The organism is Halomonas cibimaris (genome assembly GCF_039537045.1).
In the GTDB taxonomy this organism is placed as follows: domain Bacteria; phylum Pseudomonadota; class Gammaproteobacteria; order Pseudomonadales; family Halomonadaceae; genus Vreelandella; species Vreelandella cibimaris.
The window spans coordinates 1-22,653 of the sequence record NZ_BAAAZT010000073.1; the positions used below are offsets into that span (position 1 = coordinate 1).

At 65.3% G+C, this 22,653-nt stretch carries 20 protein-coding genes; 9 read left to right on the plus strand and 11 right to left on the minus strand.

Annotated elements, in window-relative coordinates; translation table 11 throughout:
- Positions 1–132 precede the first annotated feature (132 nt).
- Positions 133–540 carry a hypothetical protein gene (locus ABD654_RS08715; RefSeq protein ID WP_344704313.1) on the minus strand — a complete coding sequence of 136 codons (408 nt, stop codon included), beginning with the start codon at positions 538–540 and terminating at the stop codon, positions 133–135.
- Positions 541–965: 425 nt separating this feature from the next.
- Positions 966–1,991, minus strand: a complete 1,026-nt coding sequence (locus ABD654_RS08720; protein WP_344704315.1) for a Fe(3+) ABC transporter substrate-binding protein — start codon at positions 1,989–1,991, stop codon at positions 966–968.
- Between the two features lie 237 nt (positions 1,992–2,228).
- Here ABD654_RS08720 and ABD654_RS08725 point away from each other — a divergent pair, with 237 nt between their 5' ends.
- Entirely contained in the window at positions 2,229–3,365 is a 1,137-nt protein-coding gene (locus ABD654_RS08725) for an ABC transporter ATP-binding protein (RefSeq protein WP_425552750.1), read from the plus strand.
- Here the strand turns inward: ABD654_RS08725 and ABD654_RS08730 are convergent.
- Complete coding sequence (locus ABD654_RS08730) at positions 3,315–5,039, minus strand: ABC transporter permease (RefSeq protein WP_425552751.1); 1,725 nt, start codon at positions 5,037–5,039, stop codon at positions 3,315–3,317. The two genes, ABD654_RS08725 and ABD654_RS08730, sit on opposite strands and share 51 nt — an antisense overlap.
- 167 nt (positions 5,040–5,206) lie before the next feature.
- On the opposite strand from ABD654_RS08730, the gene ABD654_RS08735 reads away from it, so the two are divergent.
- Positions 5,207–7,354 (plus strand): tRNA(Met) cytidine acetyltransferase TmcA, encoded by a 2,148-nt coding sequence (locus ABD654_RS08735; protein ID WP_344704317.1) that lies wholly within the window; start codon positions 5,207–5,209, stop codon positions 7,352–7,354.
- A gap of 115 nt (positions 7,355–7,469) precedes the next feature.
- Positions 7,470–8,945 carry a beta-Ala-His dipeptidase gene (gene pepD, locus ABD654_RS08740; RefSeq protein WP_344704319.1) on the plus strand — a complete coding sequence of 492 codons (1,476 nt, stop codon included), beginning with the start codon at positions 7,470–7,472 and terminating at the stop codon, positions 8,943–8,945.
- Positions 8,946–9,010: 65 nt separating this feature from the next.
- On the opposite strand, the gene ABD654_RS08745 is transcribed toward pepD, so the two are convergent.
- On the minus strand, positions 9,011–9,487 hold the full coding sequence (locus tag ABD654_RS08745; protein ID WP_344704321.1) for a Dps family protein: 477 nt from the start codon (positions 9,485–9,487) through the stop codon (positions 9,011–9,013).
- A gap of 134 nt (positions 9,488–9,621) precedes the next feature.
- A complete protein-coding gene (locus ABD654_RS08750; RefSeq protein WP_344704323.1) occupies positions 9,622–10,809 on the minus strand; it encodes a glycerate kinase in 1,188 nt (395 codons plus the stop codon).
- 225 nt (positions 10,810–11,034) lie between these two features.
- On the opposite strand from ABD654_RS08750, the gene ABD654_RS08755 reads away from it, so the two are divergent.
- Positions 11,035–11,193: an entericidin A/B family lipoprotein gene (locus ABD654_RS08755; protein WP_344704325.1), complete on the plus strand. Its 159-nt coding sequence runs from the start codon at positions 11,035–11,037 to the stop codon at positions 11,191–11,193.
- A gap of 124 nt (positions 11,194–11,317) precedes the next feature.
- Here ABD654_RS08755 and ABD654_RS08760 read toward each other — a convergent pair whose 3' ends face one another.
- From ABD654_RS08760 to ABD654_RS08780, 5 genes are all read right to left on the minus strand, one after another.
- A complete protein-coding gene (locus ABD654_RS08760; RefSeq protein WP_344704327.1) occupies positions 11,318–11,851 on the minus strand; it encodes an acyl-CoA thioesterase in 534 nt (177 codons plus the stop codon).
- Positions 11,852–11,962: 111 nt separating this feature from the next.
- Positions 11,963–13,285, minus strand: a complete 1,323-nt coding sequence (locus ABD654_RS08765; RefSeq protein WP_344704329.1) for an MATE family efflux transporter — start codon at positions 13,283–13,285, stop codon at positions 11,963–11,965.
- A 10-nt stretch (positions 13,286–13,295) separates the two neighbouring features.
- Complete coding sequence (locus ABD654_RS08770) at positions 13,296–13,541, minus strand: YfhL family 4Fe-4S dicluster ferredoxin (RefSeq protein ID WP_344704331.1); 246 nt, start codon at positions 13,539–13,541, stop codon at positions 13,296–13,298.
- A 32-nt stretch (positions 13,542–13,573) separates the two neighbouring features.
- Positions 13,574–14,053: a pantetheine-phosphate adenylyltransferase gene (gene coaD, locus ABD654_RS08775; RefSeq protein WP_344704333.1), complete on the minus strand. Its 480-nt coding sequence runs from the start codon at positions 14,051–14,053 to the stop codon at positions 13,574–13,576.
- A complete protein-coding gene (locus ABD654_RS08780; RefSeq protein ID WP_344704451.1) occupies positions 14,053–15,912 on the minus strand; it encodes a beta-ketoacyl synthase in 1,860 nt (619 codons plus the stop codon). Before ABD654_RS08780 ends, coaD begins: the two co-directional genes overlap by 1 nt.
- 194 nt (positions 15,913–16,106) lie before the next feature.
- Here ABD654_RS08780 and trmB point away from each other — a divergent pair, with 194 nt between their 5' ends.
- From trmB to glnE, 5 genes are read left to right on the plus strand one after another with little or no spacing between them, the layout of a single operon-like run.
- Complete coding sequence (gene trmB / locus ABD654_RS08785; RefSeq protein ID WP_344704335.1) at positions 16,107–16,823, plus strand: tRNA (guanine(46)-N(7))-methyltransferase TrmB; 717 nt, start codon at positions 16,107–16,109, stop codon at positions 16,821–16,823.
- Positions 16,805–17,134, plus strand: coding sequence for a DMT family transporter (locus tag ABD654_RS08790; RefSeq protein WP_344704337.1), 330 nt, complete (start codon positions 16,805–16,807; stop codon positions 17,132–17,134). The genes trmB and ABD654_RS08790 overlap by 19 nt, the downstream gene beginning before the upstream one ends.
- Before the next feature lie 23 nt (positions 17,135–17,157).
- Complete coding sequence (gene dacB, locus ABD654_RS08795) at positions 17,158–18,633, plus strand: D-alanyl-D-alanine carboxypeptidase/D-alanyl-D-alanine endopeptidase (RefSeq protein WP_344704339.1); 1,476 nt, start codon at positions 17,158–17,160, stop codon at positions 18,631–18,633.
- 34 nt (positions 18,634–18,667) lie between these two features.
- A complete protein-coding gene (locus ABD654_RS08800; RefSeq protein ID WP_344704341.1) occupies positions 18,668–19,039 on the plus strand; it encodes a diacylglycerol kinase in 372 nt (123 codons plus the stop codon).
- A 30-nt stretch (positions 19,040–19,069) separates the two neighbouring features.
- Positions 19,070–22,021, plus strand: a complete 2,952-nt coding sequence (gene glnE, locus ABD654_RS08805) for a bifunctional [glutamate--ammonia ligase]-adenylyl-L-tyrosine phosphorylase/[glutamate--ammonia-ligase] adenylyltransferase (RefSeq protein WP_344704343.1) — start codon at positions 19,070–19,072, stop codon at positions 22,019–22,021.
- On the opposite strand, the gene ABD654_RS08810 is transcribed toward glnE, so the two are convergent.
- Positions 22,018–22,365, minus strand: a complete 348-nt coding sequence (locus ABD654_RS08810) for a hypothetical protein (protein ID WP_344704345.1) — start codon at positions 22,363–22,365, stop codon at positions 22,018–22,020. The genes glnE and ABD654_RS08810 overlap by 4 nt on opposite strands.
- Positions 22,366–22,653 lie beyond the last annotated feature (288 nt).

Consider the following 22,653-nt stretch of genomic DNA (forward strand, 5'->3'; position numbering starts at 1 on the left):
CTGATGGTCATGTTGCCTGCTGGGTGGGGGAGTCGAATGACGGTACTATGCCTGAAGGAACAGCGGGTTGGCGAGTCTCACCCGACGCCACCTGAATAGTTACATTTTATCTATGTTTATTCGGTTTCAGTTTTATAGCCGACCAGCTAAAGTTCTTTGTTCTTCATTTAAAGCGCCTCGCGCAATTATGTCTATAGACGTTGCAATAATATTGAGATTTCCAAATTCAAAATAAAATCCTTCCCATTTGTTCGTTCTTCCTCTTTCGAACATATATCTAAAAGTAATAAATATATCTCTGTTATTTTTCATGACTTGTGATATCTTTACTCCCCTTACTGGCAGTTTTTTTTCTTCTGTAGCGCTTGAGTTACTTAACCTTGCTTTTAAATAAAGGCAATCTTGTTTTTCGTTGCCACCTAAAGAGATATATTTTTTCTCAATTTCTTTCTGTGTTTTGAGGCTTACTTTCTCGTATAGATTATCCAAGTTATGCCCGTGAATATTTTTGTGGCCCTCCATTATTAAAATTGTTTTCAAGTAAAGCTCTATAGAAAGACCAAGGTTTGTAGCGGATGAAAAAATATCGGTCGGACATATTTTTCCAGTAGCGGTGTATTCTCTAATTAATTCTAGGCTGACGTCATGAAATTTTTTGGCAGAAGATAGTGATGTAATAAAATCAGAATTTATCTGATGGTTGTGCTTGCATTAATAGTACCTTTTATCTATTTTTATAGTTTATTGTTTTATGCTAATTTTGACATATACTTATAAAATTTAAAATAGTTAAAATTTATATATTTTTAATGAAAAAATCTGATAGAAGTTAGACTGCTAAGTTTTCAAGGAGTTTTCTTATCTAAGACAAATCTGAGCGGAAGCCCCACCCAAACACAAAAAAAGCCCGCCTTCTCAGGCGGGCTTTTGCTATCAGGCGTGCGCGGCGCGGTTAGCGCGCGGGCTTAACGCCAGCCGACGCGGTCAAAAATGCGCACGGCCTTGGGGTTGTTCTCGCCCAGCACGCTGACGTTGATGTCGTCTTTTTTGAAGTTGCCCCAGGATTCCAGCACCGGGTCTTTGTGAATGCCTTTCACCGCCGGAAACTCGTTGTTGCCGGTGGCGAAGATTTTCTGCGCTTTGTCCGATGCCAAAAACTCAAGGAAACGCACGGCGTTGTCGCGGTTCGGGGCGTTGTTGACTACGCCGGCGCCGCCAACGTTAACGTGGGTGCCGCGGCCGTTTTGGTTGGGGAAGATGATGCCCACTTTACGTGCCGCTTCGCGGTCGGCGTCGTCGTCGGACTTCAAAAGGCGCACGTAGTAGTAGTGGTTGGCCACGGCCAGGTCGCACTCGCCGCTGGCCACGCCGCGGATCTGGTCGGTGTCGCCGCCTTCAGGGTCGCGGGCCATGTTGTCGACCACGCCCTGGGCCCACTGTTCAGCGCCGTCTTCGCCGTGCTCGGCGACCATGGAAGCAAGCAGCGACTGGTTATAGATGTTGTTGGACGAGCGGATGCAGACCTCGCCTTTGAACCTGTCGTCGGCCAGGTCTGCGTAGCTTTCGATCTCGCTTGGGTCGATGTCTTCACGGTTGTAGAAAATCGCCCGGGCGCGCTGGCTAAAGCCGAACCACTGGCCGTCCGGGTGGCGCATGGATGCCGGCAGGCGCTCGTTGAGCACCTCGGACGCCACGTTCTGGAAGATGCCTTCTTCCTCGGCGCGCCACAGCCGGCCGGCGTCCACGGTGATCATCACATCGGCCGGGCTGGCGACGCCTTCGCGCTGAATGCGCTCGATGAGCTGGTCGGAGTCGCCTTCCAGCACGTTGACGTCAATGCCGGTCTCGTCGGTGAACGCCTGGTACAGGCGGTCGTCGGAGTCGTAATGGCGGGCTGAGTAGACGTTGACTTCATCGGCCAGGGCCTGGGTGGCGAAGGCGCTGCCGGCGACAGCGGCCGCCAGGGAAACGGCAATGCGTGCGGATTTCATCGTCGAGCATCCTTGTTGAGCTGAATGATAATAACTAGCATTAGTAATACAGGGCAATGTAAGCGCTTCGCCAAGGCGGCGTCAAGTGTTTCGCATGCCCGGTGCGGCAATCGGCATCGGTTTACCGGCAAGACAACGGATGCATTGCGCGGCGGGACAAAATAGAATGCGAATGGCTTTCAGTTATTTTAGCAGCGGAGCGGGTATCCGCTGCACCAACCACGGTGGGATACGATGATGGCAACCATGACAACGCCCACGGCAACCCGGCACACCACCGAGACTGCCGCCCCGGTCGCGGCGCTTTCACTGAGCGACGTGCACCATCACTTCGGCCGCCATCCGGTGGTCAAGGGGGTGAACCTAAGCGTCGAGCCCGGCGAGGTGGTCTGCCTGCTGGGGCCGTCGGGCTGCGGCAAGACGACGCTTCTGCGCATCGCGGCCGGCCTGGAAGTGCTGCAGGAAGGGCGCGTGGGGCTGGAAGGAGAGACCGTTGCCGCCCCCGAGCGCCGCCACGTACCGCCGGAAAAGCGCAGCGTGGGCCTGGCGTTTCAGGATTCAGCGCTGTTTCCGCACCTCTCGGTGCTGGAAAACGTCATGTTCGGCCTAAAGCCGCTGCCCGTGCCCCGGCGCCGGGCGTGCGCGCTTGAGCGTCTGGAGCAGCTGGGCATGGCCGACTACGCCGAGACCTACCCGCACATGCTTTCCGGCGGCCAGCAGCAGCGCGTGGCCCTGGCCCGGGCGCTGGCCCCGGAGCCGCGGCTGATGCTGCTCGACGAGCCGTTTTCCAGCCTGGACGCGCGCCTGCGCGACCGCATCCGCGACGACACCCTGCACGTGCTGAAAAACGTCGGCGCGGCCACGCTGCTGGTCACCCACGACCCCGAAGAAGCCATGTTCATGGCCGACCGCATTGCCCTGATGCGCGACGGCGCCATCGTCCAGACCGGCACCCCGCGCGAGCTTTACTGCGCGCCGTGCGATCCGTTTGTGGTGACGTTTTTCGGCGAGGTCAACGAGCTTTACGGCGTGGTGGAAAACGGCGAGGTAAAAACGCCGGTGGGCACCGTGGAAGCGGGCTGGCTGCCCGAAGGCAGCGACGCGATCGTGATGGTGCGCCCGGAAGCGCTGCGCGTAAGCGAGCTCGATGAGTGCGGCCTGGCCCACGCCCACAGCCATGTGGTCATGGCCAAGCTTTTGGGCCGCTCCAGCCTGATCCACCTGTGCGCCCACGGCCCCGAGGGCGACGAGGCCCACCTGCACGCCCGGGTGCCGGGCGTGTTTCTGCCCGCCGAGGGGCAGACGGTGGATATCCACCTGGATTTATCCCAGGTCTTCGTCTTCGCCGCGCCGGGAGGCGCTGCCGGGGCGTGAGCGGCGCATCGCCAGGCTCAGGAAAATCACCGGAATAATCCCCACCACCACAATCGCAAGCGAGGCCGTGGAGGCCTCGGCCAGACGCTCATCCGCTGCCAGATTGTGCGCCCGCACCGCCAGCGTATCGAAGTTGAACGGGCGCAAAATGATGGTGGCGGGCAGCTCTTTCATGGCGTCGACGAACACCAGAATGCCCGCGGCCAAAAGGCTTGAGCGCATCATCGGCGTGTGAATGCGCCGCAGGGTGCCGCCGGCGGTCTGGCCGAGCGTACGCGCGGCGGCGTCCATGCTTGGCGTTACCTTGCCAAGACTTGCCTCCACGGCGTTGAACGACACGGCGAGAAAGCGCGCCACATAGGCGTAAAGCAGGATAAACGCCGAGCCGCTGAAGACCAGCCCGATGATGCGGCCGTAGTGTTCGTTGAACCAGACGTTGAGGGCGTTATCCAGCCAGGCAAAAGGAATCAGAATGCCCACGGCCACCACCGAGCCGGGAATGGCGTAGCCCATGGCCGCCACTCTTGAGCTCACCCGGGCAAAGGGCGTGTTGTGAATGCGCACGCCGTAGCTTAAAAGCAGTGCCAGCCCCACGGCGAGCACCGCCGCCCCCACGGAAAGCCCCAGGCTGTTGGCGGCAAAGCCGATAAAGCGCGCGCCGAACAGCGAGTCACCCTCTTGAACGGCCATGTTGAGCAAAATGCCGCTGGGCAGTACAAAGCCCACCAGCACCGGCAGCAGGCAGGCCACCAGGGCAGCGCCGGCGCGCCAGCCGCCCAGGCGATATTCAGGCAGCTGCTGGTAGCGGCTGGTGGTATGAAAATAGCGCCGCTTGCCCCGTGACCAGCGCTCCAGCAGCACCAGCACAACGACAAACGTCAGCAGGCAGGCCGCCAGCTGTGCCGCCGCCACCGGCTCGCCCAGGCCAAACCAGGTGCGATAGATGCCGGTGGTAAACGTGTCCACGCCAAAAAACTGCACCGCGCCAAACTCGTTGAGGGTTTCCATCAGCACAAGCGACACCCCGCCCACCAGCGCCGGGCGGGAAAGCGGCACCGCCACGCTCATGAACAGGTGCCAGGGCCCGCGCCCCAGGGTGCGGCCGACATCCAGCACGCACACCGACTGCTCCAGAAACGACGCCCGGGCCAGCAGGTAGACGTAGGGGTAAAGCACCAGCGTGATCAGCGCGGCCGCCCCGCCCAGCGAGCGCACGTTGGGAAAGTAGTAGTCGCCGTATGCCCAGCCGGTCAGCTCGCGCAGCAGGCTTTGCAAAGGCCCCGCCACCTGAAGAAAGTCCGTATAGGCGTAGGCGATGACGTAGGTAGGCACCGCCAGCGGCAGCAGCAGCGCCCACTCGAAGACGCGCTTGCCGGGGAAGCGACACATCACCACCAGCCAGGCGGTACCGGTGCCGATCACAAGCGTCCCCACGCCGACGAACAGCACCATCCAGAAGGTGTTGGTCAAATAGCGCGGCAGCACCGTAGAGGCCAGGTGCTGCCAGACATCCCCGGCGGGGAAAAACACATGGCTGAACACCACGATCACCGGCAGCGCCACCACCAGCGCAATGGCAAAAAGAATGGCTGCCCAGAGGCTGAACCGCGGCTTGATGCCGGCACGTAGCCGGTGGGCGAGGGCGTGCAGCCCGCGACTGGCGGAATGAGACAAAACCAACCCTCCTTTGCGCCTGGGCTTGGGTAGCGAGACGGTAACAGGTGACAATGCGATAAACTCCCAGCGGCGAATAGTATCATTCGCATGCCGTCGCCTGCATCAATGCCCGCGAATACGCCGTGGCAAAAACACCGCCTGCAAGCTTTATCCAAGGAGACGCTATGCAACCGCCAATTTCGCCGGCGCGCGATGTGCGCGGCTTGCGCGCCCTGCTTGCCCATGCCACTCGGCTTGGCCGCCGCCGCGCCCGCTGTCTTGTTTGGCTAAGCGGCGGGCAAACCGCCGGCCGCCGTCGGGCGCTGGCGCTGTGGCGGGCCAAAGACTGGCACGCCCCGCTGTGGGTCGGCGCGCCGCTGGAAGGCACCACACATGCCCCGCCCGCGCTGCCTGCGGCCAAGGCCCGCACGCGGCTGGGCCAGGAGCACGAGCTGGTGGTGGTAGACGTGGCCGCCGGGCTGGACCCGAACGCGCTGGGGGCGCTGGGCGGCACGCTGACCGCCGGCGGCCTATTGGTGCTGATCACCCCGGAAGGCTTCGGCCGCGCGCCGGACGCCGACTATCGCCGCATCGCCGACTATCCGTATGCCTGGCAGGACCTCAGCGCGCACTATCTCGCCCGGCTGGCACGCCTTCTGGCCGACGATGCCGGCGTGTTGAGCTGGCCGGCCGATGGCGCTGTGCCCAGCGTGCCGGCGCTGGCCCGTACGGCGGCGCGCAGCCGAATGCCGCAGGATGCCGCCTGTATAACCGACGATCAGGCCCGGGCGGTGGCCAGGCTTGAACGCCTCAAGCGCCGCCGGCCGCTGGTGATCACCGCTGACCGCGGCCGGGGCAAAAGTGCGGCACTGGGCATCGCCTGCGCCCGATGGCTTAAGCGCGGCGTGGCGCGTATCGTTGTGACCGCCCCGCGCCCGGACGCCGCCGCGGCGCTGTTTGCCCACGCCGCCGGCGAAGCGGGCGCGAGCCGTGAAAGCCCCGCGCGGCTGACGCTGGAAAGCGGCGGGGTGCTTGAGTTTATCGCCCCGGACGCGCTGAGCGCGGCGGTACAGGCGGGAACACTGGGCGGCGACGGCAGCTATCTGGTGGTAGACGAGGCCGCCGCGATTCCCCCGGCGCTGTTGGGCGAGTGGCTCACTGCCTTTCCGCGCATTGCCTTTGCTACCACGGTGCACGGCTACGAAGGCTCCGGGCGCGGCTTTGCCCTGCGCTTTCGCGCGCGGCTTGATCGCCAAACCCCCGGCTGGCAGGCGCTGACGCTGGCAACGCCGGTGCGCTTTGCCCCAAACGATCCGCTGGAAGCCACGCTCAACCGGCTGCTGCTGTTAAAAGCGGGCGTCACCGATACGCCCGGCGCGGGCAAGCCAAAGGTGCGCTGGCTCAAGCGCCGGGTGCTGGCCCGCAGCGAAGCCGCGCTGGAGGCGCTTTTTGGCCTGCTGGTGCAGTCCCACTACCGCACCGCGCCGGACGACGTGCGCCAGCTGCTCGACGGCCCTGCCACCCGCATCGGCGTGCTGGGGGAGGAGCGAACGCCGGCCGGCGTGGTGGTACTGCGCGAAGAAGGCGGCTTTGACGCCGAGCTTGCCGAGCAGGTGGCACAGGGCGTGCGCCGCCCCCAGGGGCATCTGCTGGCCCAGTCGCTGGCCGCCCATGCCGGCAGCCGTGCCGCCCTCACCGCCCGCTGGCAGCGCATCACCCGGGTGGCCGTGCACCCGCACTGCCGCCGCCGGGGCGCAGGCCTTGAGCTGCTGAATGCAGCCGAGCAGGCAGCGCGCAAGAGCCGGGCGGATCTTGTGGGTGCCACCTTCGGCGCGGACGCCGAGCTGGTGGCGTTTTGGCAGGCGGCAGGCTTTACGCCGCTACGCTTAGGCATTGCCAAAGACACCGCCACCGGCGAGCATGCGCTGATGGTCGCCCGGGCGCTGACCCCGCGCGGCGAAGCCGTCATCGGCTCGCTCAACCGGCGCCTGGCCCGAGAGCTTCCCGGGCTTCTGGCCTTTGAGCTCGGCGGGCTTTCTGCCGGCGTGCTGGTGCCTTTGCTGGCGAGCCTTGCGCCCGTGGCGCTGACTGCCGAGCAGCGCTGCGATATTGCCGACGTGGCAAAGGCCAGACGCGACCCGCGGCTGGCACGGGATGCGCTTCAAACGCTGGCGCGCAGCGCCGCCCAACCGTCGCTGGACGCCCATGCCCGGGAGGCCTGCGCCGCGCTGGCCGGCTGGGCGTATCAAAACCGGCCCCTGGCCGACAGCCACAAGCGCCACGTAAGCGAGCTGCGCCGCGCGGCGGCGCTGCTGGCCGAGCGTGTCGTGTAAGAATCGACAGGTTCCATGGGCTTGCGCTTGGGCACTCAGATGCCCCCAGCCGGGACTCTTTCGCCGTCAGGCGTGGGGGAGTACAGTATTTGCACCTACGTAGAGATCCATTTTCATGAACGAACATCTTGATGCGCTAAGCCCCGCGCCGGTTTGGCGCCACTTTCGTACCCTGTGCAACACGCCGCGCCCCTCCGGCCACGAGGCCGCGCTGGTGGCCAAGCTGGAAGCCTGGGCGGACGATTTGGGCCTGGCCCACGACCGCGATGCCTTTGGCAATCTGCGGATCAAAAAGCCCGCCGCGCAGGGCTGTGAAAACGCCCCGGGCGTGATTGTGCAGGGCCATCTGGACATGGTGGCCCAGGCCAACGCCGAGTGCCCGCACGACTTCACCCGAGACCCGATCAGCACCCGCGTGCAAGACGGCTGGCTGCGCGCTGACGGCACCACGCTCGGCGCGGATAACGGCCTGGGCGTGGCCGCGGCGCTGGCGCTTCTGGAAAGCAGCGACGTGGCCCACGGCCCGCTGGAGGCGCTGTTCACCCTGGAAGAAGAAACCTCCATGGGTGGGGCACTCCACCTGGCCGAAAACTGGCTGGAAGGCAGCCTGCTGCTCAACCTCGACAGCGAAGCCCGCGGCGAGGCCTACATCGGCTGTGCCGGCGGCTGCGACGCGGTGGTTGACGCGCGCCTGCCGCAGACGTCGCTTCAGCCCTACGAGCGCTGCCTGGATATCGCCCTGACCGGCCTGGCAGGCGGCCACTCCGGCATGGATATCCACCGCCCGCTTGGCAACGCCAACCGCCTGTTGGCCCGCGTGCTGCGCCTGCTGGAGTTCGCCGACGCGCGGCTGGTGAGCTATCACGGCGGTACGCTGCGCAACGCGATTCCCCGGGAGGCGTTTGCGCGCATTGCGCTGCCGGCAGACGAGCTCGATGCGGTGACCGCCAAGGTGCAGTCGCTGGAAGCAACGCTGCGCGGCGAACTGGGCCGGGCAGACCGCGAGTTTGCGCTGAGCGTAACGCCTACCGCCGCCGGCGAAGTGCCCACCGAGGCGCTCAATCTGGACGCCAGCGCCATGCTGGTGGCAGCGCTGCATGCCGCGCCCTGCGGCGTGGAACGCATGAGTGCCGCGGTTGACGGCGTGGTGGAAACCTCCAACAACCTCGGCGTTGTGCAGCTGGAAAACGGCCGCTTTCATCTGTGTGCGCTGGTGCGCTCGCTGCACGACAGCGCCGTCAGCGCGCTGGTGGATCGCCTGCGGGCGCTGTTCGGCCTGATCGGCGCCCGGGCCAAGGCTGAACACGGCTACCCGGGCTGGGTGCCCAACGCGCAAAGCCCGCTGCTGGCGACGTTTATGGAAAGCCACGAAGCGCTGCTGGGGCGTGAGCCGGCGGTCAAGGTGATTCACGCAGGCCTTGAGTGCGGCATTCTGGGCAGCAAGTATCCGCACCTGGACATGATTTCTTTCGGCCCGACGATTCTTGGCGCACATTCCCCCGATGAGCGGGTGGATATCGGCTCGGTCGAAGAGTTCTGGGCGCTGCTCAAGGCGCTGGTTGAAGCGCTGGGGCGCAAGCAGGGCGATTGATCCGGCAGGCATGAAAAAACGGCACCCAAGGGTGCCGTTTTGCTTCGTAGGCTCGTTCGAGGTGCTTAGCGGCCGAGGTAGGCGTTGAGCATCCAGATGGTTTTTTCCTGCTCGCGGATGTACTGGCCGGCCTGATCGGCGGTGCCTTCATCGCCTGCGTCTTCGCTTAGCGTCAGCATTTCGCGCTGCAGTTCAATAATGGTCTGGAAGCCCTTGACGACGCCCTGCACGCACGCCGCGCCGTCGCTTACGTTTTTGTCTTCGCTGATGCGCGACAGCTTGACGTAGTCGCTGTAGGCGTGAACCGGCGTGTAGCCAAGGGTGAGAATACGCTCAGCCACTTCGTCTACCTTGGTCAGCAGGTCATCGTAGAACTCTTCGAACTTTTCGTGCAGCTGGAAGAAATCCTGGCCCTTTACGTTCCAGTGATAGCCGCGCACGTTCATGTAGAAAATCTGATAGTTGGCGAGCAGTTCGTTGAGCTTTTCGGCCAGCTGCTCGGCGCTGGTCTTTTGTAGGCCAATGCTGTTGATATCGGTCATGCTGCCTCCTTGGATAAGCCGCGTTGCGCGTTGGCATCCGTCGGCGTTAGCGGGCTTTTACGTACTATATAAGTCGTATCGCATTTGTAAAGCGCTGCGCCCGTTTTGGCAAGGCCGCACGGGCGCCTTCCTGTTTACATGCCGTCGGTGCCGCGTGATTTCAAGGGCGGTGCTGTTGTCTCAGCCGTTTTGGCCGCGCCGTGCCACAGCCGGGCAATGCTTTCGCAGCGGTCGGCAAGCAGCTCGGCGGTGCGAGCCACGGCGTTTTCCAGGGCAAGGGGGCCGTCGGCCAGGGCAAACGCGGCGGTTACGCCTTCGTCGTAGCAGGCCTGCCAGCCGTCGCCGAGCGCGCCGGCGAGCACCACCACGGGTTTACCGGCCGCCTTGCCGGCGCGGGATACGCCGATGGGCGTCTTGCCGGAAAGGCTCTGTCCGTCGAGTTTGCCCTCGCCGGTGATCACCAGATCCGCCGTTGCCAGGCGCTCGGCCATGCCCGCCTGCTCCATGATCATGTCGATGCCGGGTTTTAGTGTGGCCCCCATGAAGGCTCGGGCGGCAAAGCCCATGCCGCCGGCCGCACCTGCGCCGGCCATGTCGCGGTCGTCTTTGCCGAGTACGCTGGCGGCGATATCGGCAAAGTGGCCGAGTGCGGCGTCGAGCGCGTTGACGTCCTCGGGGGAGGCGCCTTTCTGGGGGCCGAACACGGCGCTGGCGCCGCGGCGGCCGAGCAGCGGGTTGTCCACGTCCACCGCCGCTTCTACTTGCAGCGTTTTCAGGCGCGGGTCAAGGCCGCTAAGGTCCAGGGTTTCAAGGTCGGCCAGGGCCGCGCCGCCCGGCGCCAGCTTTTGGCCGTGGGCGTCGAGCAGCTTGGCGCCCAGGGCGGTGAGCATGCCGGTGCCGGCGTCGTTGGTGGCGCTGCCGCCGAGCAGCAGCAGGACCTTTTCGGCGCCGGCATCCAGCGCGGCGCGAAACAGCTCTCCCACACCAAAGGTGGTGGTAATGCGCGCATCGCGCTCGGCAGGGCCAAGCGCCTGCAGGCCGCTGGCTTCGGCAAGCTCGATGTAGGCCGTGCGCGCATCGGCCAGCCAGCCCCAGCTAGCACAGGTCGAACGGCCCAGCGCATCCTGCACGGTGGCCTGGCGGCGCTCGGCGCCGGTGGCCATGATCAGCGCTTCAAGGCTGCCTTCGCCGCCGTCGGCCAGCGGGCAGATTTGCGTGCGGGCCTCGGGCAGGGCGCGCTGTATGCCGCAGGCCATGGCTGCGGCGGCGTCCCGGGCGCTCAGGGCGTCCTTGAAACTGTCAGGGCAGAGCAAAACGTGCATTGTGCCAACTCCTTAAGATCATCGGGTCATCGGGAACATAATACGCAAGGCCTGGCCGGTGCCCTGCGCGAATTGTTTGGCGCCGTTCGCGGCCGGTCATGCCCGTTAGCGTCCGACAGCCGATGATTTTGTCCATGGCGCGGGCAAACGCTGTTACGCTGAGGGTACGCCAAGGCGACGGCCTTGTGCGTTGCGACGTGTACGACCTGACACAAGGAGACGATCATGAAAGCCAATGCGACCTCCAGCGCCGTTCTCAAAGGGCTCGCCCTCAGCGCGGCCGCGCTGCTCATCGCCGGCCTGCTTGCCGGTTGCAACACGATGGCCGGCATCGGTCAGGATGTGGAAGAAGGGGGCGAAGCCGTGCAAGAGGCTGCCAGCTAGGCGCCGCGTCAGCCGGGCTTTTGGGCCCGGCTGGAGCACTTGCTGCCGGCGTCTGCCTGCTTGCCGGCGCTCTGTTTCTGGCGATTTTCAGCGCGTTTGTCGGTGCGTCGGATGTTTTCTGCAATCAGCGTTCGGCCGGGAGCTCCTGCTGGGCGCGCTCCTGGGCCTTTTCGGCTTTTTCGGCCTCTTTGCGCAGCTGCTTGCGCAGCGCGGCTTTCTCGAAGCGCAGCTTTTGCAGCGGCGTTTCCAGGGTCAGCGGCGGCACTCGGGCCGGTTTGCCGTTGTCGTCTACGGCGACCATGCTCAGATAGCAGCTGTTGGTATGGCGAATGAGCTGGCGGCGAATGTCTTCGGCCACCACCTTGATGCCTACCTCCATGGACGAGCGCCCGACGTGATTGACGCAGGCCAGAAACGTCACCAGTTCGCCTACGTGAATCGGCTGTTTAAACAATACCTGGTCGACCGACAGCGTGACCACGTAGTGGCCGGAGTAGCGGCTGGCGCAGGCGTAGGCGACTTCATCGAGACGCTTGAGAATGGCGCCGCCGTGCACCTTGCCGCTGAAGTTGGCCATGTCCGGCGTCATCAGCACGGTCATGGAAAGCTCGTGCTGGCCGCTGTGCATCGTAGAGTAAGAGTCCGCGTTATCGGTCATGGGGATCCTTTCGCTGAAGTTGAGCTACAAATCGGGAGGCCTCTGCCGGGTACGCTGCCTGCCGCAGGCTCACCATAGGCCAATGCCGGGGCGGCGTATAGCGCGGTGCTCTCAACGGCGGTCATGCCAGCGGGTTTGCCGGTAGCGCCGATAGTAGGCGGCCAGCGTCGCTGAGCGCACAAGCATAAAAGCCATAAAGGCAAGCCACAGCCCGTGGTTGCCAAGCGGGCGGGTGAGCCACCACACCGGCAGATACACCGCCAAGGCGATGAAAATGCTGTTGCGCATTTCTCTGACCGCCGTGGTGCCGATGAATACGCCGTCGAAAAAATAGCTCCATACCGCAATCAACGGCATGGCGACCATCCACGGCAGGTAGTCCGCGGCGGTGGCGCGTACTTCGGGCAGGCCGGTCAAAAGCGCGATCAGTGCGTTGCCGCCCAGTGCAAAGCACAGCGCAGCGCCCGTTGCGGTATACAGCGACAGTCGCGCGGTGGCGCCAACGGTGGCGGCAAAGTCTGTCCAGTCACGGCGGCCAAAGGCGCGCCCGATCAGCGATTCCGCGGCGTGGGCGAAGCCGTCCAGCGCATAGCTGATCAGCATGATGAACTGCAGCAGCACGGCGTTGGCGGCAAGCACAGTGTCGCCCTGGCGCGCCCCTTGAGCGGTGAAAAACGCCATGGCAAACAATAGCCCCAGCGTGCGAATAAAAAGGTTGGCGTTGACGCTGAACAGCGCCCGGTAGGCGCCAAGCGCCAGCAGGCGGCGGCGTAAAAACGGCCCCGGCAGGCGGCCCAGCTGGCGCAGCACCAGATAGCCGCCAAAGGCGATGGCCGAATAGTCGGCCAGCACGCTGGCCCAGGCCACGCCGTTGCTGTTCATCCCAAGGCCCACCACAAACCACAGATCGAACACGATATTGACCACGTTGGTCAAAAGCAGAATCCACAGCGTCACGCGGGAATTCTGCTGGCCCAGAAACCAGCCCAGAATGGCGTAGTTGGCCAGCACCGCCGGGGCCGAGAGCAGGCGGATTTCGGCATAGGCGCGGGCCAGCGGCGTGGCGGTGGGGCTGGCGTCCAGCAGCCACAGCCCCAGGGTGATCAGCGGCGAGGCAAACAGCGCAAGCCCCAGCCCGATGACCGCCGCCATGATCAGCGCCTGGCCCAGCAGATTTTTGACCGTCGTGCTGTCCTCGCGGCCGATGGCCTGGGCGGTCAGCCCCGTGGTGCCCATGCGCAAAAAGCCAAAGCCCCAGTATAAAAAGCTGAACAGCGTCGCCCCCAGCGTGACGGCGGCCAGGTAGCTTGCGTCCGGCAGGTGGCCAACCACGGCGGTATCCACCAGCCCCAAAAGCGGCACGGTGACGTTGGAGAGAATGATCGGCCACGCCAGCGCCCAGATGCGCCGGCGGGTGGGAGGCGTTGCGGGCACAGGGCGTCCTTCAGTGGGTCAGCGCGCGGTACTTGGCCATCAGCTGTTCGCGGGTTTCCGGCCGGGCGGGGTCGTCGGGAATGCAGTCCACCGGGCAAACTCGCCGGCAGCGGGGCGTGTCGTAGTGGCCCACGCACTCGGTGCAGCGGGCCGGGTCGATGTGATAGATCTCTTCGCCGTAGGTGATCGCCTCGTTGGGGCACTCGGGTTCACAGATGTCGCAGCTGATGCAGTCGTCGGTAATAAGCAGGGCCATGAAAAACCTCGCAGGCGCAGGGCGAACAAAGATCAGCCGTGATAGCGCGTCTTCAGCGCCTGGGCAACCCGGGGATGCACCAGCGGCGAAATATCGCCGCCGAGGCGTGCAATTTCGCGCACGATGGTCGAAGAGATGTAGGAGTTTTCTACCGCCGGGGTGAGAAACACGCTTTCAAGCTCCGGGTTCTGGGCGCGGTTCATGTTGGCCAGCTGCAGCTCGTATTCGAAATCGGAAACGGCGCGCAGCCCGCGCAGGATCACCGTGGCGTTTTGTTCATGCATCATCTGGGTGAGCAGGCCGGAAAAGCCGATCACCGAGACGTTGGCAAGCGAGGCGCAGGCGTGTTGAACCAGCGCGATGCGGGTGTCGAGCTTGAACGCCGGGTCTTTGCCGGAGCTTGCGGCCACGGCGACCACGACGCGGTCGAACAGGCGTGCGCCGCGTTCGATGATGTCGAAGTGGCCGTGGGTGATCGGGTCGAACGTGCCGGGGTATACCGCGGTGGTCATCACGCCTCCTCGCTGTCCGCGTCGTCGTCAAGCCGGCCGAAAGGGTTGGCCGGGCGCAGCGATACCGGCCGGGCATAGCCGGGGATCTCGATGCGATCGGCATGGATGGCAAGCTCCGGGCCTTCCAGTACCGCTTCACCGAACTGATAGCGCGGCTGGTAGTGGCCCTGGTCGGCCTGCTCAAGGTAGGCCGCGGCGGCGTCGCGCACGCCTTCCCGGCGCGCCCGCCAGGCGCTGACAGCGGCCGCACCGTGGCGTTTTTCCAGCAGCTTTTCGGTCACCCGGGGGGAAAGCACCACGCCGGTGGCGTTGTTGCCGCCAAAGCCCTTGGCGTTGAGAAAGCCGGCGTCGGCGTCAAAGGCTATGGGCGTGCGGGAAAAGCGCAGCCGCTCGCTGTAGACGTCGTCGGCGACGGCGTCAAGGGTGGGGATGCCGGGCAGCATACCGTGGGCAAAGCTGCCCAGGGCGCTGGCCAGCTGGTCACCGGCAGCCGAGCCCTGGGAATGGCCGACAAACGCCTTGATGGCTGCCACCGGCCAGGCGCTAATGCCGTGGGCCCGGGCGATTTCGTCGAACACGTGGGATTCGGTGGTGCGGTTTTTCGGCGTGCCGGTGCCGTGGGCGTGAAGAAAGCTGCGCTCTTTGAGCGCGGTTTCGCCGAGCATGTCGCGCACCAGCGCGGCCGCCTTGCCCAGGGTCACGTAGTTGCCGATGCCGGGGGCGGAGATCGAGCGCTTGAAGCCGTCGGCGTTGACGAACACGTCCGGCACCGCGCCGAGAATCTCGGCGCCTTCTTCAAGCGCCAGGGCGTCGTCCATGAGCATCACGAACTGGCTGGATTCCGCGATGGTGAAACCGCAGTTGCGGGCGAACGGCCGGCAGGCGCGCTGGTAGTCGGCGTCGGTGAGCAGCGTCAGCGCGTCCAGCGCCTTGAGCCCGGCATCGTCGGCCAGCGCTCCCATGGTGCGAAAGCCCTCGACGATCTCGGGGGTAATGGGGGCGTCGGCGGTGCCCACCATGACCACCCGGCGGCGGCCGGCGCGAATATCGTCAATCCCCAGGCGCAGGTTGTACAAAAAGCTGGCGCAGGCGCCAAGCGCTGCCCCGGTGCCGCCGACGCTGCCCAGCACGTAGGCGTTGATAAAGTCGGCGGGCATCTGGCCGTAGCCCAGCGGCATCTGCTTGGAGGTGGCGCGCTGGCCGGTGACCAGGCTTTTCAAAAGCCCGCCCCAGCCCTGGTCGTCGAGCTGGCCGATGGAGTTGCCGGCATACACCGCGATCTGGTCCGGATCGAGCCGGTCGCGCAGGTGCTCCCAGTCAAGGCCGCTTGCCTTCAGGCAGTCGCTGGCGCCGAAAATCGCCATGGAAAGCCCGCGCGGGTGGTGTACGCTGCGGTAGAGTGCGGCCGGCTCAAAGCCTCGCGGCAGCTGGCCGGCGGCTTTTACCCTGGGCGTTTGGGCGTCGGGCAAAAGCGCGTTGAAGTCGCCTTCGGGCACGTGCACCGTCACGGTCTTGGCGTCCCGCTCGCGCACTTCCCAGTGCGCCGGCAGGTGATCGGGCAGCTGGCGGCGGCGCAGGGTAAACGCAAGCGGCGCGTCAAGCGCGAGGGTGGCCTGGCGGTTGGCCGGCAGGCCCGGGGCACTAAAGGCGGCGGATTCGTTGCGGCGCACGAGGGTATGGTTGAGCACGGCGGCACGCAGCGATTCGGCATCTGGCGTATCGCCGGGCGCGACAAGGCGCATCAGGGCGGCCAGGCCCTGAACGGTTTGGCGTTGCTGGTCGGCGGGTAGCGCATCAAGCACGGTGCGGCGAAAGGCCTGATGGCCCGACGTTCTGCCGGCGGGATTGATGCCGCCCATGCCGACGATCACCGGTAAATGTGACAAGCCGGGTTCCTCGTGGTGCGGTAATGGAAAACGGGTGGCGCGCCGTGCGCGGGCGAGCGCCGAAAACGGAAATTTTGCTGGGCGTGATCATAGCACCGGCCGGGCAACGGCGTCATGCCGCAAGCGCTCAAGGCTGATAGAATCACGTCTTTTACCCGGAATCTGCCATGCAGCCGCCGTCACTGTCATTTTCAACGCCGCATCCGTCCTGCCGGATTGTGACCTCCCGCCAGACCGGCCCGCATCAGGATCTGGCGCGCCGCGTGGCGCGAGCGCTTGCCACGCCGCTGCAAAAGCCGGTGGCCGAGCACACCCGCACGGCCTTTGCCCGGGCCGATGCCTGGCGTGCCGAGCAGCAAAAACCGCTGATACTTGACGCCGGCTGCGGGGTAGGGCTTTCGACCCGGCGGCTGGCGGCTGCGTTTCCCGACTGCGCGGTGATCGGCGTGGACCGCAGCGCAAACCGCCTGCGCCGGGATCATGGCCCGCTGGCAGACAACGCCTTGCTGGTGCGCGCTGATCTGGTAGATTTCTGGCGGCTGGCCTGGCAGGCCGGCTGGGCGCCGGTGCGCCACTATCTGCTGTATCCCAATCCGTACCCCAAGGCCTCGCAGCTGAAAATGCGCTGGCACGGCCACCCGGTCCTGCCGTGGATTCTTGGCCTGGGCGGGCACCTGGAGCTGCGCAGCAACTGGCGCTTGTACGTCGAAGAGTTTGCCCTGGCCGTGGCGCAGGCCACCGGCCGCCGGGCGGCACTCGCCGCCTATACGCCGGCGGGGGCAAACGACTACCTGACCCCGTTTGAGGCCAAATACGCCGAGGGCGGCCAGCCGCTCTGGCAGCTAACGGTCGAACTGGAGCGACAATGGCATTTATTTACCTGATTTTAGCCATCGTGGCCGAAGTGGTCGCCACCAGCGCGCTGAAAGCCTCCGCCGGCTTTACCCGGCCGGTGCCCAGCGCGGTAGTAGTGCTCGGCTATGGCCTGGCGTTTTATCTGCTCAGCCTGGTGCTGCGTACGCTGCCGGTAGGCGTGGCCTATGCTATCTGGGCGGGGCTGGGCATTGTGCTGGTGACCCTGGTGGGCGTGGTGGCCTTCGGCGAGCGCCCGGACGTGCCCGCGGTTGTGGGCATTTCGCTGATTGTGGCCGGGGTGGTGGTGCTGCAGGTGTTTTCGCGAATCAGCGTTCATTAATCCACCAAAATAGGGAAAGTGCCATGAGACATGCCGTATTGAGCCGCGCGACAAGCCCGGGGCGGCTGCTTTTGCTGGCAGGTGCTTTTGTGCTGGCGTGTAGCGCAGGTGTTGCCCGGGCGGATTTCACCCGGCTAAGCGCGCTTGCCGACGACGGCTTTGCCATCAGCGCCGAGGCCCGGCTGTTGGACGGTGCGGAAGAAACCCTGGGCAGCATTACGCCGGACCGAGCGCTGACGCCGGCCTCGGTAACCAAGGTCTACATGGCGGCGGCGGCGCTCAACCGCTTTGGGCCCCAGTACCGCTTTACCACCCGGCTGAAAAGTGAAGGCGATGTGGACTCTGAAAGCGGCGTGCTTAACGGCGATGTATGGCTGGAAGGCGGCGGCGATCCGGGGCTGACCAGCGAAAACCTCTGGCGGCTGGTTCAGCGCCTGCATCAGGCCGGGGTGCGGCGCATCAACGGCGAGCTGGTGATCAGCCAGTGGCGCTTCGGCCCGGTGGCGTGTGTGACCACCGACCGCTGCGAGGCCAGAACGCGGGTAGACAACGCCTACAGCGCACCGCTGTCGTCCGCCGGGGTCAACTTTGGCAGCTGGTGCGTCAACGTCGCCCCGGCCGAGGCACCGGGCGAGCCGGCGCACATTACCCACTGTGACGGCCCCCAGGCGCTGACCGAGGTGGACAACCGCCTGACGACCCGGGCCGACGGCAGCGCCACGCGAATCAGCGCCGAACGGGTGACCGGCAAGCACGGCGACGTGGTACGCGTGCGCGGCCAGATCGCCGCGGACGCCTGGCCGCGGGACGTGTATCGCGGCGCCAGCGACGGCGCGGCGCAAACCGCAGATACCCTGCTGGCGATGCTGGGGCGCTTTGGCATTCCCCTTTCCGGCCCGCCGCGGGTCACCACGGCCAAGCCGCCCGAGGCCGCCGAAACCCTTGCCGCGGTGGACGGCAAGCCGCTCCAGGAGCTTTTACTGCGCACGCTGAACTATTCCAACAACTACATGGCCGATGTGCTGGCGCTGAACCTGGTGGAAACCCCCGGCGCTGAGCTGGCCGACGCCGGCGCCGCGCTTGAGGCCTACGCCGCCAGCCTGCCCGGCCACGGCGAGGTGCGGCTGGCAAGCGGCAGCGGCTTGACCCCCGAAAACCGCGCCACGGCTCACGGCATCAACGTCATGCTTGAGTCGATGTATCATCAAAGTGCGCTGTTCCCCAGCTTTGTGGCAGCGCTGCAGTCGCCGGAAAACGGCGTGATGCGCTTTATCCGCCGCGGGCCTGAGCGTTTTCAACGCAACGTCATGCTTAAAACCGGCACGCTCAACGAACCCCGCGCGGTACGTGCCGTGGCGGGCTATTTTCGCACCCAAAGCGGGCGCTGGGGGGTGTTCAGCGTGCTGGTCAACGGCGATCGCTCGACACCGTATCTGAACTGGAGCAAAGTGCTTGAGCCGCTGTCCGGGGATCTTGCCGAGATGATCGCTGACCGCTGAGCGGGCCTTTTCGCCACCCACTGAGGAGCGCACGATGAAACCGCAACGCACAGGGCTGGCGCACCTTTTGCATTCCACGCGCTACTCGCTCAACGGGCTGATCGCAGCGTTTCGCCACGAGGCGGCGTTTCGCCAGGAAGTGGCGCTGAGCGCAGTGCTCGTGCCCCTGGCCGTGTGGCTGGGCCAGAGCGCAGTTCAGGTGCTGCTGCTGATTGGCAGCTGCGCGCTGGTGCTGGTGGCAGAGCTTTTGAACAGTGCCGTGGAAAACGTGGTGGACCGCATCGGCACCGAGTACCACGAGCTGTCCGGCCGGGCCAAGGACATCGGCTCGGCGGCGGTGATGCTGGCGCTGGCCTACGCCGGGCTGACCTGGAGCGTTCTCCTCTGGCAGCGTTTCTGCACCTGACAGCGCCCACGAAAAAAGAGGGCATACAACGTGTTGGACGATGATGTTTTGCCGCGGGCAGGCCTGCCCGAAGCGCTCAAGGACACCGCAGCCCAGGCGTGCCAGCGCCTGAACCAGACGCTGGCGCACATGGCCTGTGACGATGCCGCGCTGGCCGCATGGCAGGCGCTGCCCGCAGCGCGCAGAGCGGCGCTTGTGCGCACGGTGACGATCTCAAGCTTTGCGCTGGACGTGCTGGTGCGCACCCCGGTCGTTTTGCACGAACTTTTGGCCACCGGCGAGCTGGACGCCGCGCCGGCCCGCGCCGCTCTGGCGCAGCGGCTGGAAAAGGCGCTGGCCCAGGCCGACGACGAGGAGTCTCTGTACCGCGCGGTGCGGCGCTTTCGCCAGGCGCGCATGCTGGGGATTATCTGGCGCGACCTGAACCGCGCGGACGGCTACGACGTCTGGGACACCACGGCAGCGATGACCGCGCTGGCCGAGGTCAGCCTTGAGGCCACGCTTGCCTGGCTGGAGGCGTTTTACGCCCCGCGCTGGGGACGCCCCGCCCCCTGCGAAGACGGCTCGGCCCAACGGCTGGTAGTGCTGGGCATGGGCAAGCTGGGGGCCGGCGAGCTCAATCTGTCGTCGGATATCGATTTGATTTTCGCCTACGCCGAAGACGGCGAAACCCGCGGCGGGCGCAAGGCGCTGGCCCACCAGGAATATTTCACCAAAATCGGCCAAAAGCTGATCGCCGCGCTGGACAGCGTGACCGCCGACGGCTTTGCCTTTCGCGTGGATATGCGCCTGCGCCCGCTGGGCGACGGCGGCCCGCTGGTGGGCAGCTTTGCCGCGCTTCTGGCCTACTATCAGGATCAGGGCCGCGAGTGGGAGCGCTACGCCATGCTCAAGGCGCGCCCGGTGGCCGGCGACGTGGTCGGCGGCGCTGAGCTGCTGCGCGGGCTGCGTCCGTTTGTGTATCGCAAATATCTGGACTTTGGCGCGATTGAATCCCTGCGCGGGCTGAAAACCATGATCCACCGCGAGGTCAAGCGCCGGGGCATGGAAACCAACGTCAAGCTCGGCCCCGGCGGCATTCGCGAGGTGGAGTTTGTGGTGCAGGCGTTTCAGCTGATTCGCGGCGGCCGCGACACCGAGCTGCAGCAGACCTCCCTGCGCGCCGCGCTCACCCGGCTGCCGGCGCTGGGCCTGCTGCCCCAGAAAGCGGTGGACGAGCTGCTGCCGGACTACGCCTTTCTGCGCGATCTGGAGCACGCCCTGCAGGCGCTGGACGACCGCCAGACCCAGCGCCTGCCCGACGACGCGGTGGTCCGAGCGCAGGTCGCGCTGGCGCTGGGCTTTGACGGCTGGGAAGGCGTGATGACGCGGCTGGGGGAAGGCCGCGAGCGCATCCAGCACTATTTTGACGACGTGATTGCCGAGCCCGAAGACGAAGTAGAGGACGACAGCGATACCCCGGGGCTTGAGCAGTGGCGGCGGCTGTGGCGCGGCGAGCTGAGCGCCGAAGACGCCCAGCGCCGTTTGGCTGAAGCAGGCTTTGATGACCCGGCCGAGGCGCGCAAGCGCCTTGAGCGACTGCACCATTCCCGCGCGGTGCAGGGCATGCAGGCCATCGGCTTTGAGCGCCTTGACGCGCTGATGCCGCTTTTGCTCGACGCGCTGGCGCAAAACCCCACCCCGGACGCCGCGCTGCCCCGGGTGCTGCCGCTGATCGAGGCGGTGCTGCGGCGCACGGCCTATCTCGCGCTGCTGCGAGAAAACCCCCAGGCGCTTGAGCACCTGATGCGCCTGTGCGCGGCAAGCCCGTGGATTGCCGATCAGCTGGCGCGCTACCCGATTTTGCTCGACGAGCTTTTGACCCCGGCGTCGCTGTATACCCCGGCGAGCAAGGCGCGCCTGGCCGACGAGCTGCGCCAGACCCTGAACCGCCTGCCCGAAGACGACGAGGAAGCCCAGCTGGAAGCGCTGCGCGTGTTCAAGCACGCCCAGACGCTCCACGTCGCGGCGTCGGATATCGCCGGCACCCGCCATCTGATGAACGTAAGCGACTATCTCACCTACATCGCCGAGGTGATTCTCGATGCGGTGCTGGCCATGGCCTGGAAGCATCTGGTGCGCAAGCACGGCGTACCGCCGGGCATCGGCCGCGACGTGCCGGACTTTCTGATCGTCGGCTACGGCAAGCTGGGCGGCATTGAGCTGGGGTACGGCTCGGATCTTGATCTGGTGTTTTTGCACCGTGCGACCAAAGGCGCCACGGACGGCCGCCGCCCGGTGGACGCCTCGGTGTTTTTCACCCGCCTGGGCCAGCGCATGATCCACCTGCTCACCGCGGTGACCCCGGCGGGCAGCCTGTACGATGTGGATATGCGCCTGCGCCCGTCGGGCAACGCCGGCCTTTTGGTGACCTCGCTTGACGCCTATGCCGACTACCAGCGCACCAGCGCCTGGACCTGGGAGCACCAGGCGCTGGTGCGCGCCCGGGTGGTGGCCGGCGATGCCGCTCTGGCCGAGGGGTTCAACGCCGTGCGCCGGGAGGTGCTGGGCCGCCCCCGAGACCGCCGTGCGCTGCGCGACGACGTGGTCAAGATGCGCCGCAAGATGCGCGCCCACCTGGGCAGCCGCACCCGGGCGACGTTTGACGTCAAACAAGACGCCGGCGGCATGGTGGACATCGAGTTTCTCTGCCAGTACGCGGTGCTGGCGCTAAGCGTTGAGGCGCCGGCGCTTTTGGCCTACAGCGACAGCGTACGCATTCTTGACACGCTGGCAAAAAGCGGCCATCTGCCCGACGACCAGGCGCAGGACCTGCGCGAGGCCTATCTGGCCTACCGCAGCACCACCCACCGGGCGGCGCTGACCGGCGACAGGGCGCGCGTTGCAGAAGGCACGTTTGACGCCCACCGCCGCGCTGTCAAGGCGCTCTGGGCGCGCTTTCTGGCGCCGCCGGCCGATTCCGACGGCCGGGACCGGGCTTAGCGCGCGCCGGGGTCGTCGTCCTTGACGTCAAAGCGGCCTTCCAGCGCGTCGTGGGGGCGGCGGGACTCGCGATAGGGGCCGCCGCCGATGTCGGTGGCCTGCTCGGCGCGCATGGCCTCCATGCGCTTTTTCATCCTGTGGCGGATAAAGGGCATCATCGCCCAGCCGATCAGTACCAGCACAAGGCCGAGCATCAGGGCGACGATCATCAGCGCGCCGAATAAAAGCCAAGTGAAAAACAGCTTGATGCTGCCCCCCAAGCCCGCCGGGCGCGACTGGGCGGCCCTGGCGCGCCACTGCTGGGCCGCCTGCCAGGCGGCGTTGCGCGTACTACGCTGTGTCATGAAGCTCTCCTGAAGGCGCGATAATAAGGCGTATGGGTCTGTCCAGTAGAACACTATACGGCGCGGGAGTTCACCCGCGGCGCCGCGCTCAGGCGCGGCCTGCGTGACAGGGGAGGCGTTTGCTGCATCCGGGATGGCTTATGCAGCGTGCAGTTTAGCTGGTAGAGTCCGCGGTATGATTACAGGCCGCGGTGGGTACAGGCCAACCGCGCCGCAGTGCGATGGGATTTAGCGCGATGGGATATAGCGCGATGGGATGTAGTGCGATGAGATATAGCGCGATGGGAT

Coding starts and splice junctions, on each gene's coding strand:
- ABD654_RS08720 (WP_344704315.1), bottom strand. CDS start 1,991: ATGAAATCCGCACGCATTGCCGTTTCCCTGGCGGCCGCTGTCGCCGGC.
- ABD654_RS08725 (WP_425552750.1), top strand. CDS start 2,229: ATGGCAACCATGACAACGCCCACGGCAACCCGGCACACCACCGAGACT.
- ABD654_RS08735 (WP_344704317.1), top strand. CDS start 5,207: ATGCAACCGCCAATTTCGCCGGCGCGCGATGTGCGCGGCTTGCGCGCC.
- pepD (WP_344704319.1), top strand. CDS start 7,470: ATGAACGAACATCTTGATGCGCTAAGCCCCGCGCCGGTTTGGCGCCAC.
- ABD654_RS08745 (WP_344704321.1), bottom strand. CDS start 9,487: ATGACCGATATCAACAGCATTGGCCTACAAAAGACCAGCGCCGAGCAG.
- ABD654_RS08750 (WP_344704323.1), bottom strand. CDS start 10,809: ATGCACGTTTTGCTCTGCCCTGACAGTTTCAAGGACGCCCTGAGCGCC.
- ABD654_RS08755 (WP_344704325.1), top strand. CDS start 11,035: ATGAAAGCCAATGCGACCTCCAGCGCCGTTCTCAAAGGGCTCGCCCTC.
- ABD654_RS08760 (WP_344704327.1), bottom strand. CDS start 11,851: ATGACCGATAACGCGGACTCTTACTCTACGATGCACAGCGGCCAGCAC.
- ABD654_RS08770 (WP_344704331.1), bottom strand. CDS start 13,541: ATGGCCCTGCTTATTACCGACGACTGCATCAGCTGCGACATCTGTGAA.
- coaD (WP_344704333.1), bottom strand. CDS start 14,053: ATGACCACCGCGGTATACCCCGGCACGTTCGACCCGATCACCCACGGC.
- ABD654_RS08780 (WP_344704451.1), bottom strand. CDS start 15,912: ATGGGCGGCATCAATCCCGCCGGCAGAACGTCGGGCCATCAGGCCTTT.
- trmB (WP_344704335.1), top strand. CDS start 16,107: ATGCAGCCGCCGTCACTGTCATTTTCAACGCCGCATCCGTCCTGCCGG.
- ABD654_RS08790 (WP_344704337.1), top strand. CDS start 16,805: ATGGCATTTATTTACCTGATTTTAGCCATCGTGGCCGAAGTGGTCGCC.
- dacB (WP_344704339.1), top strand. CDS start 17,158: ATGAGACATGCCGTATTGAGCCGCGCGACAAGCCCGGGGCGGCTGCTT.
- ABD654_RS08800 (WP_344704341.1), top strand. CDS start 18,668: ATGAAACCGCAACGCACAGGGCTGGCGCACCTTTTGCATTCCACGCGC.
- ABD654_RS08810 (WP_344704345.1), bottom strand. CDS start 22,365: ATGACACAGCGTAGTACGCGCAACGCCGCCTGGCAGGCGGCCCAGCAG.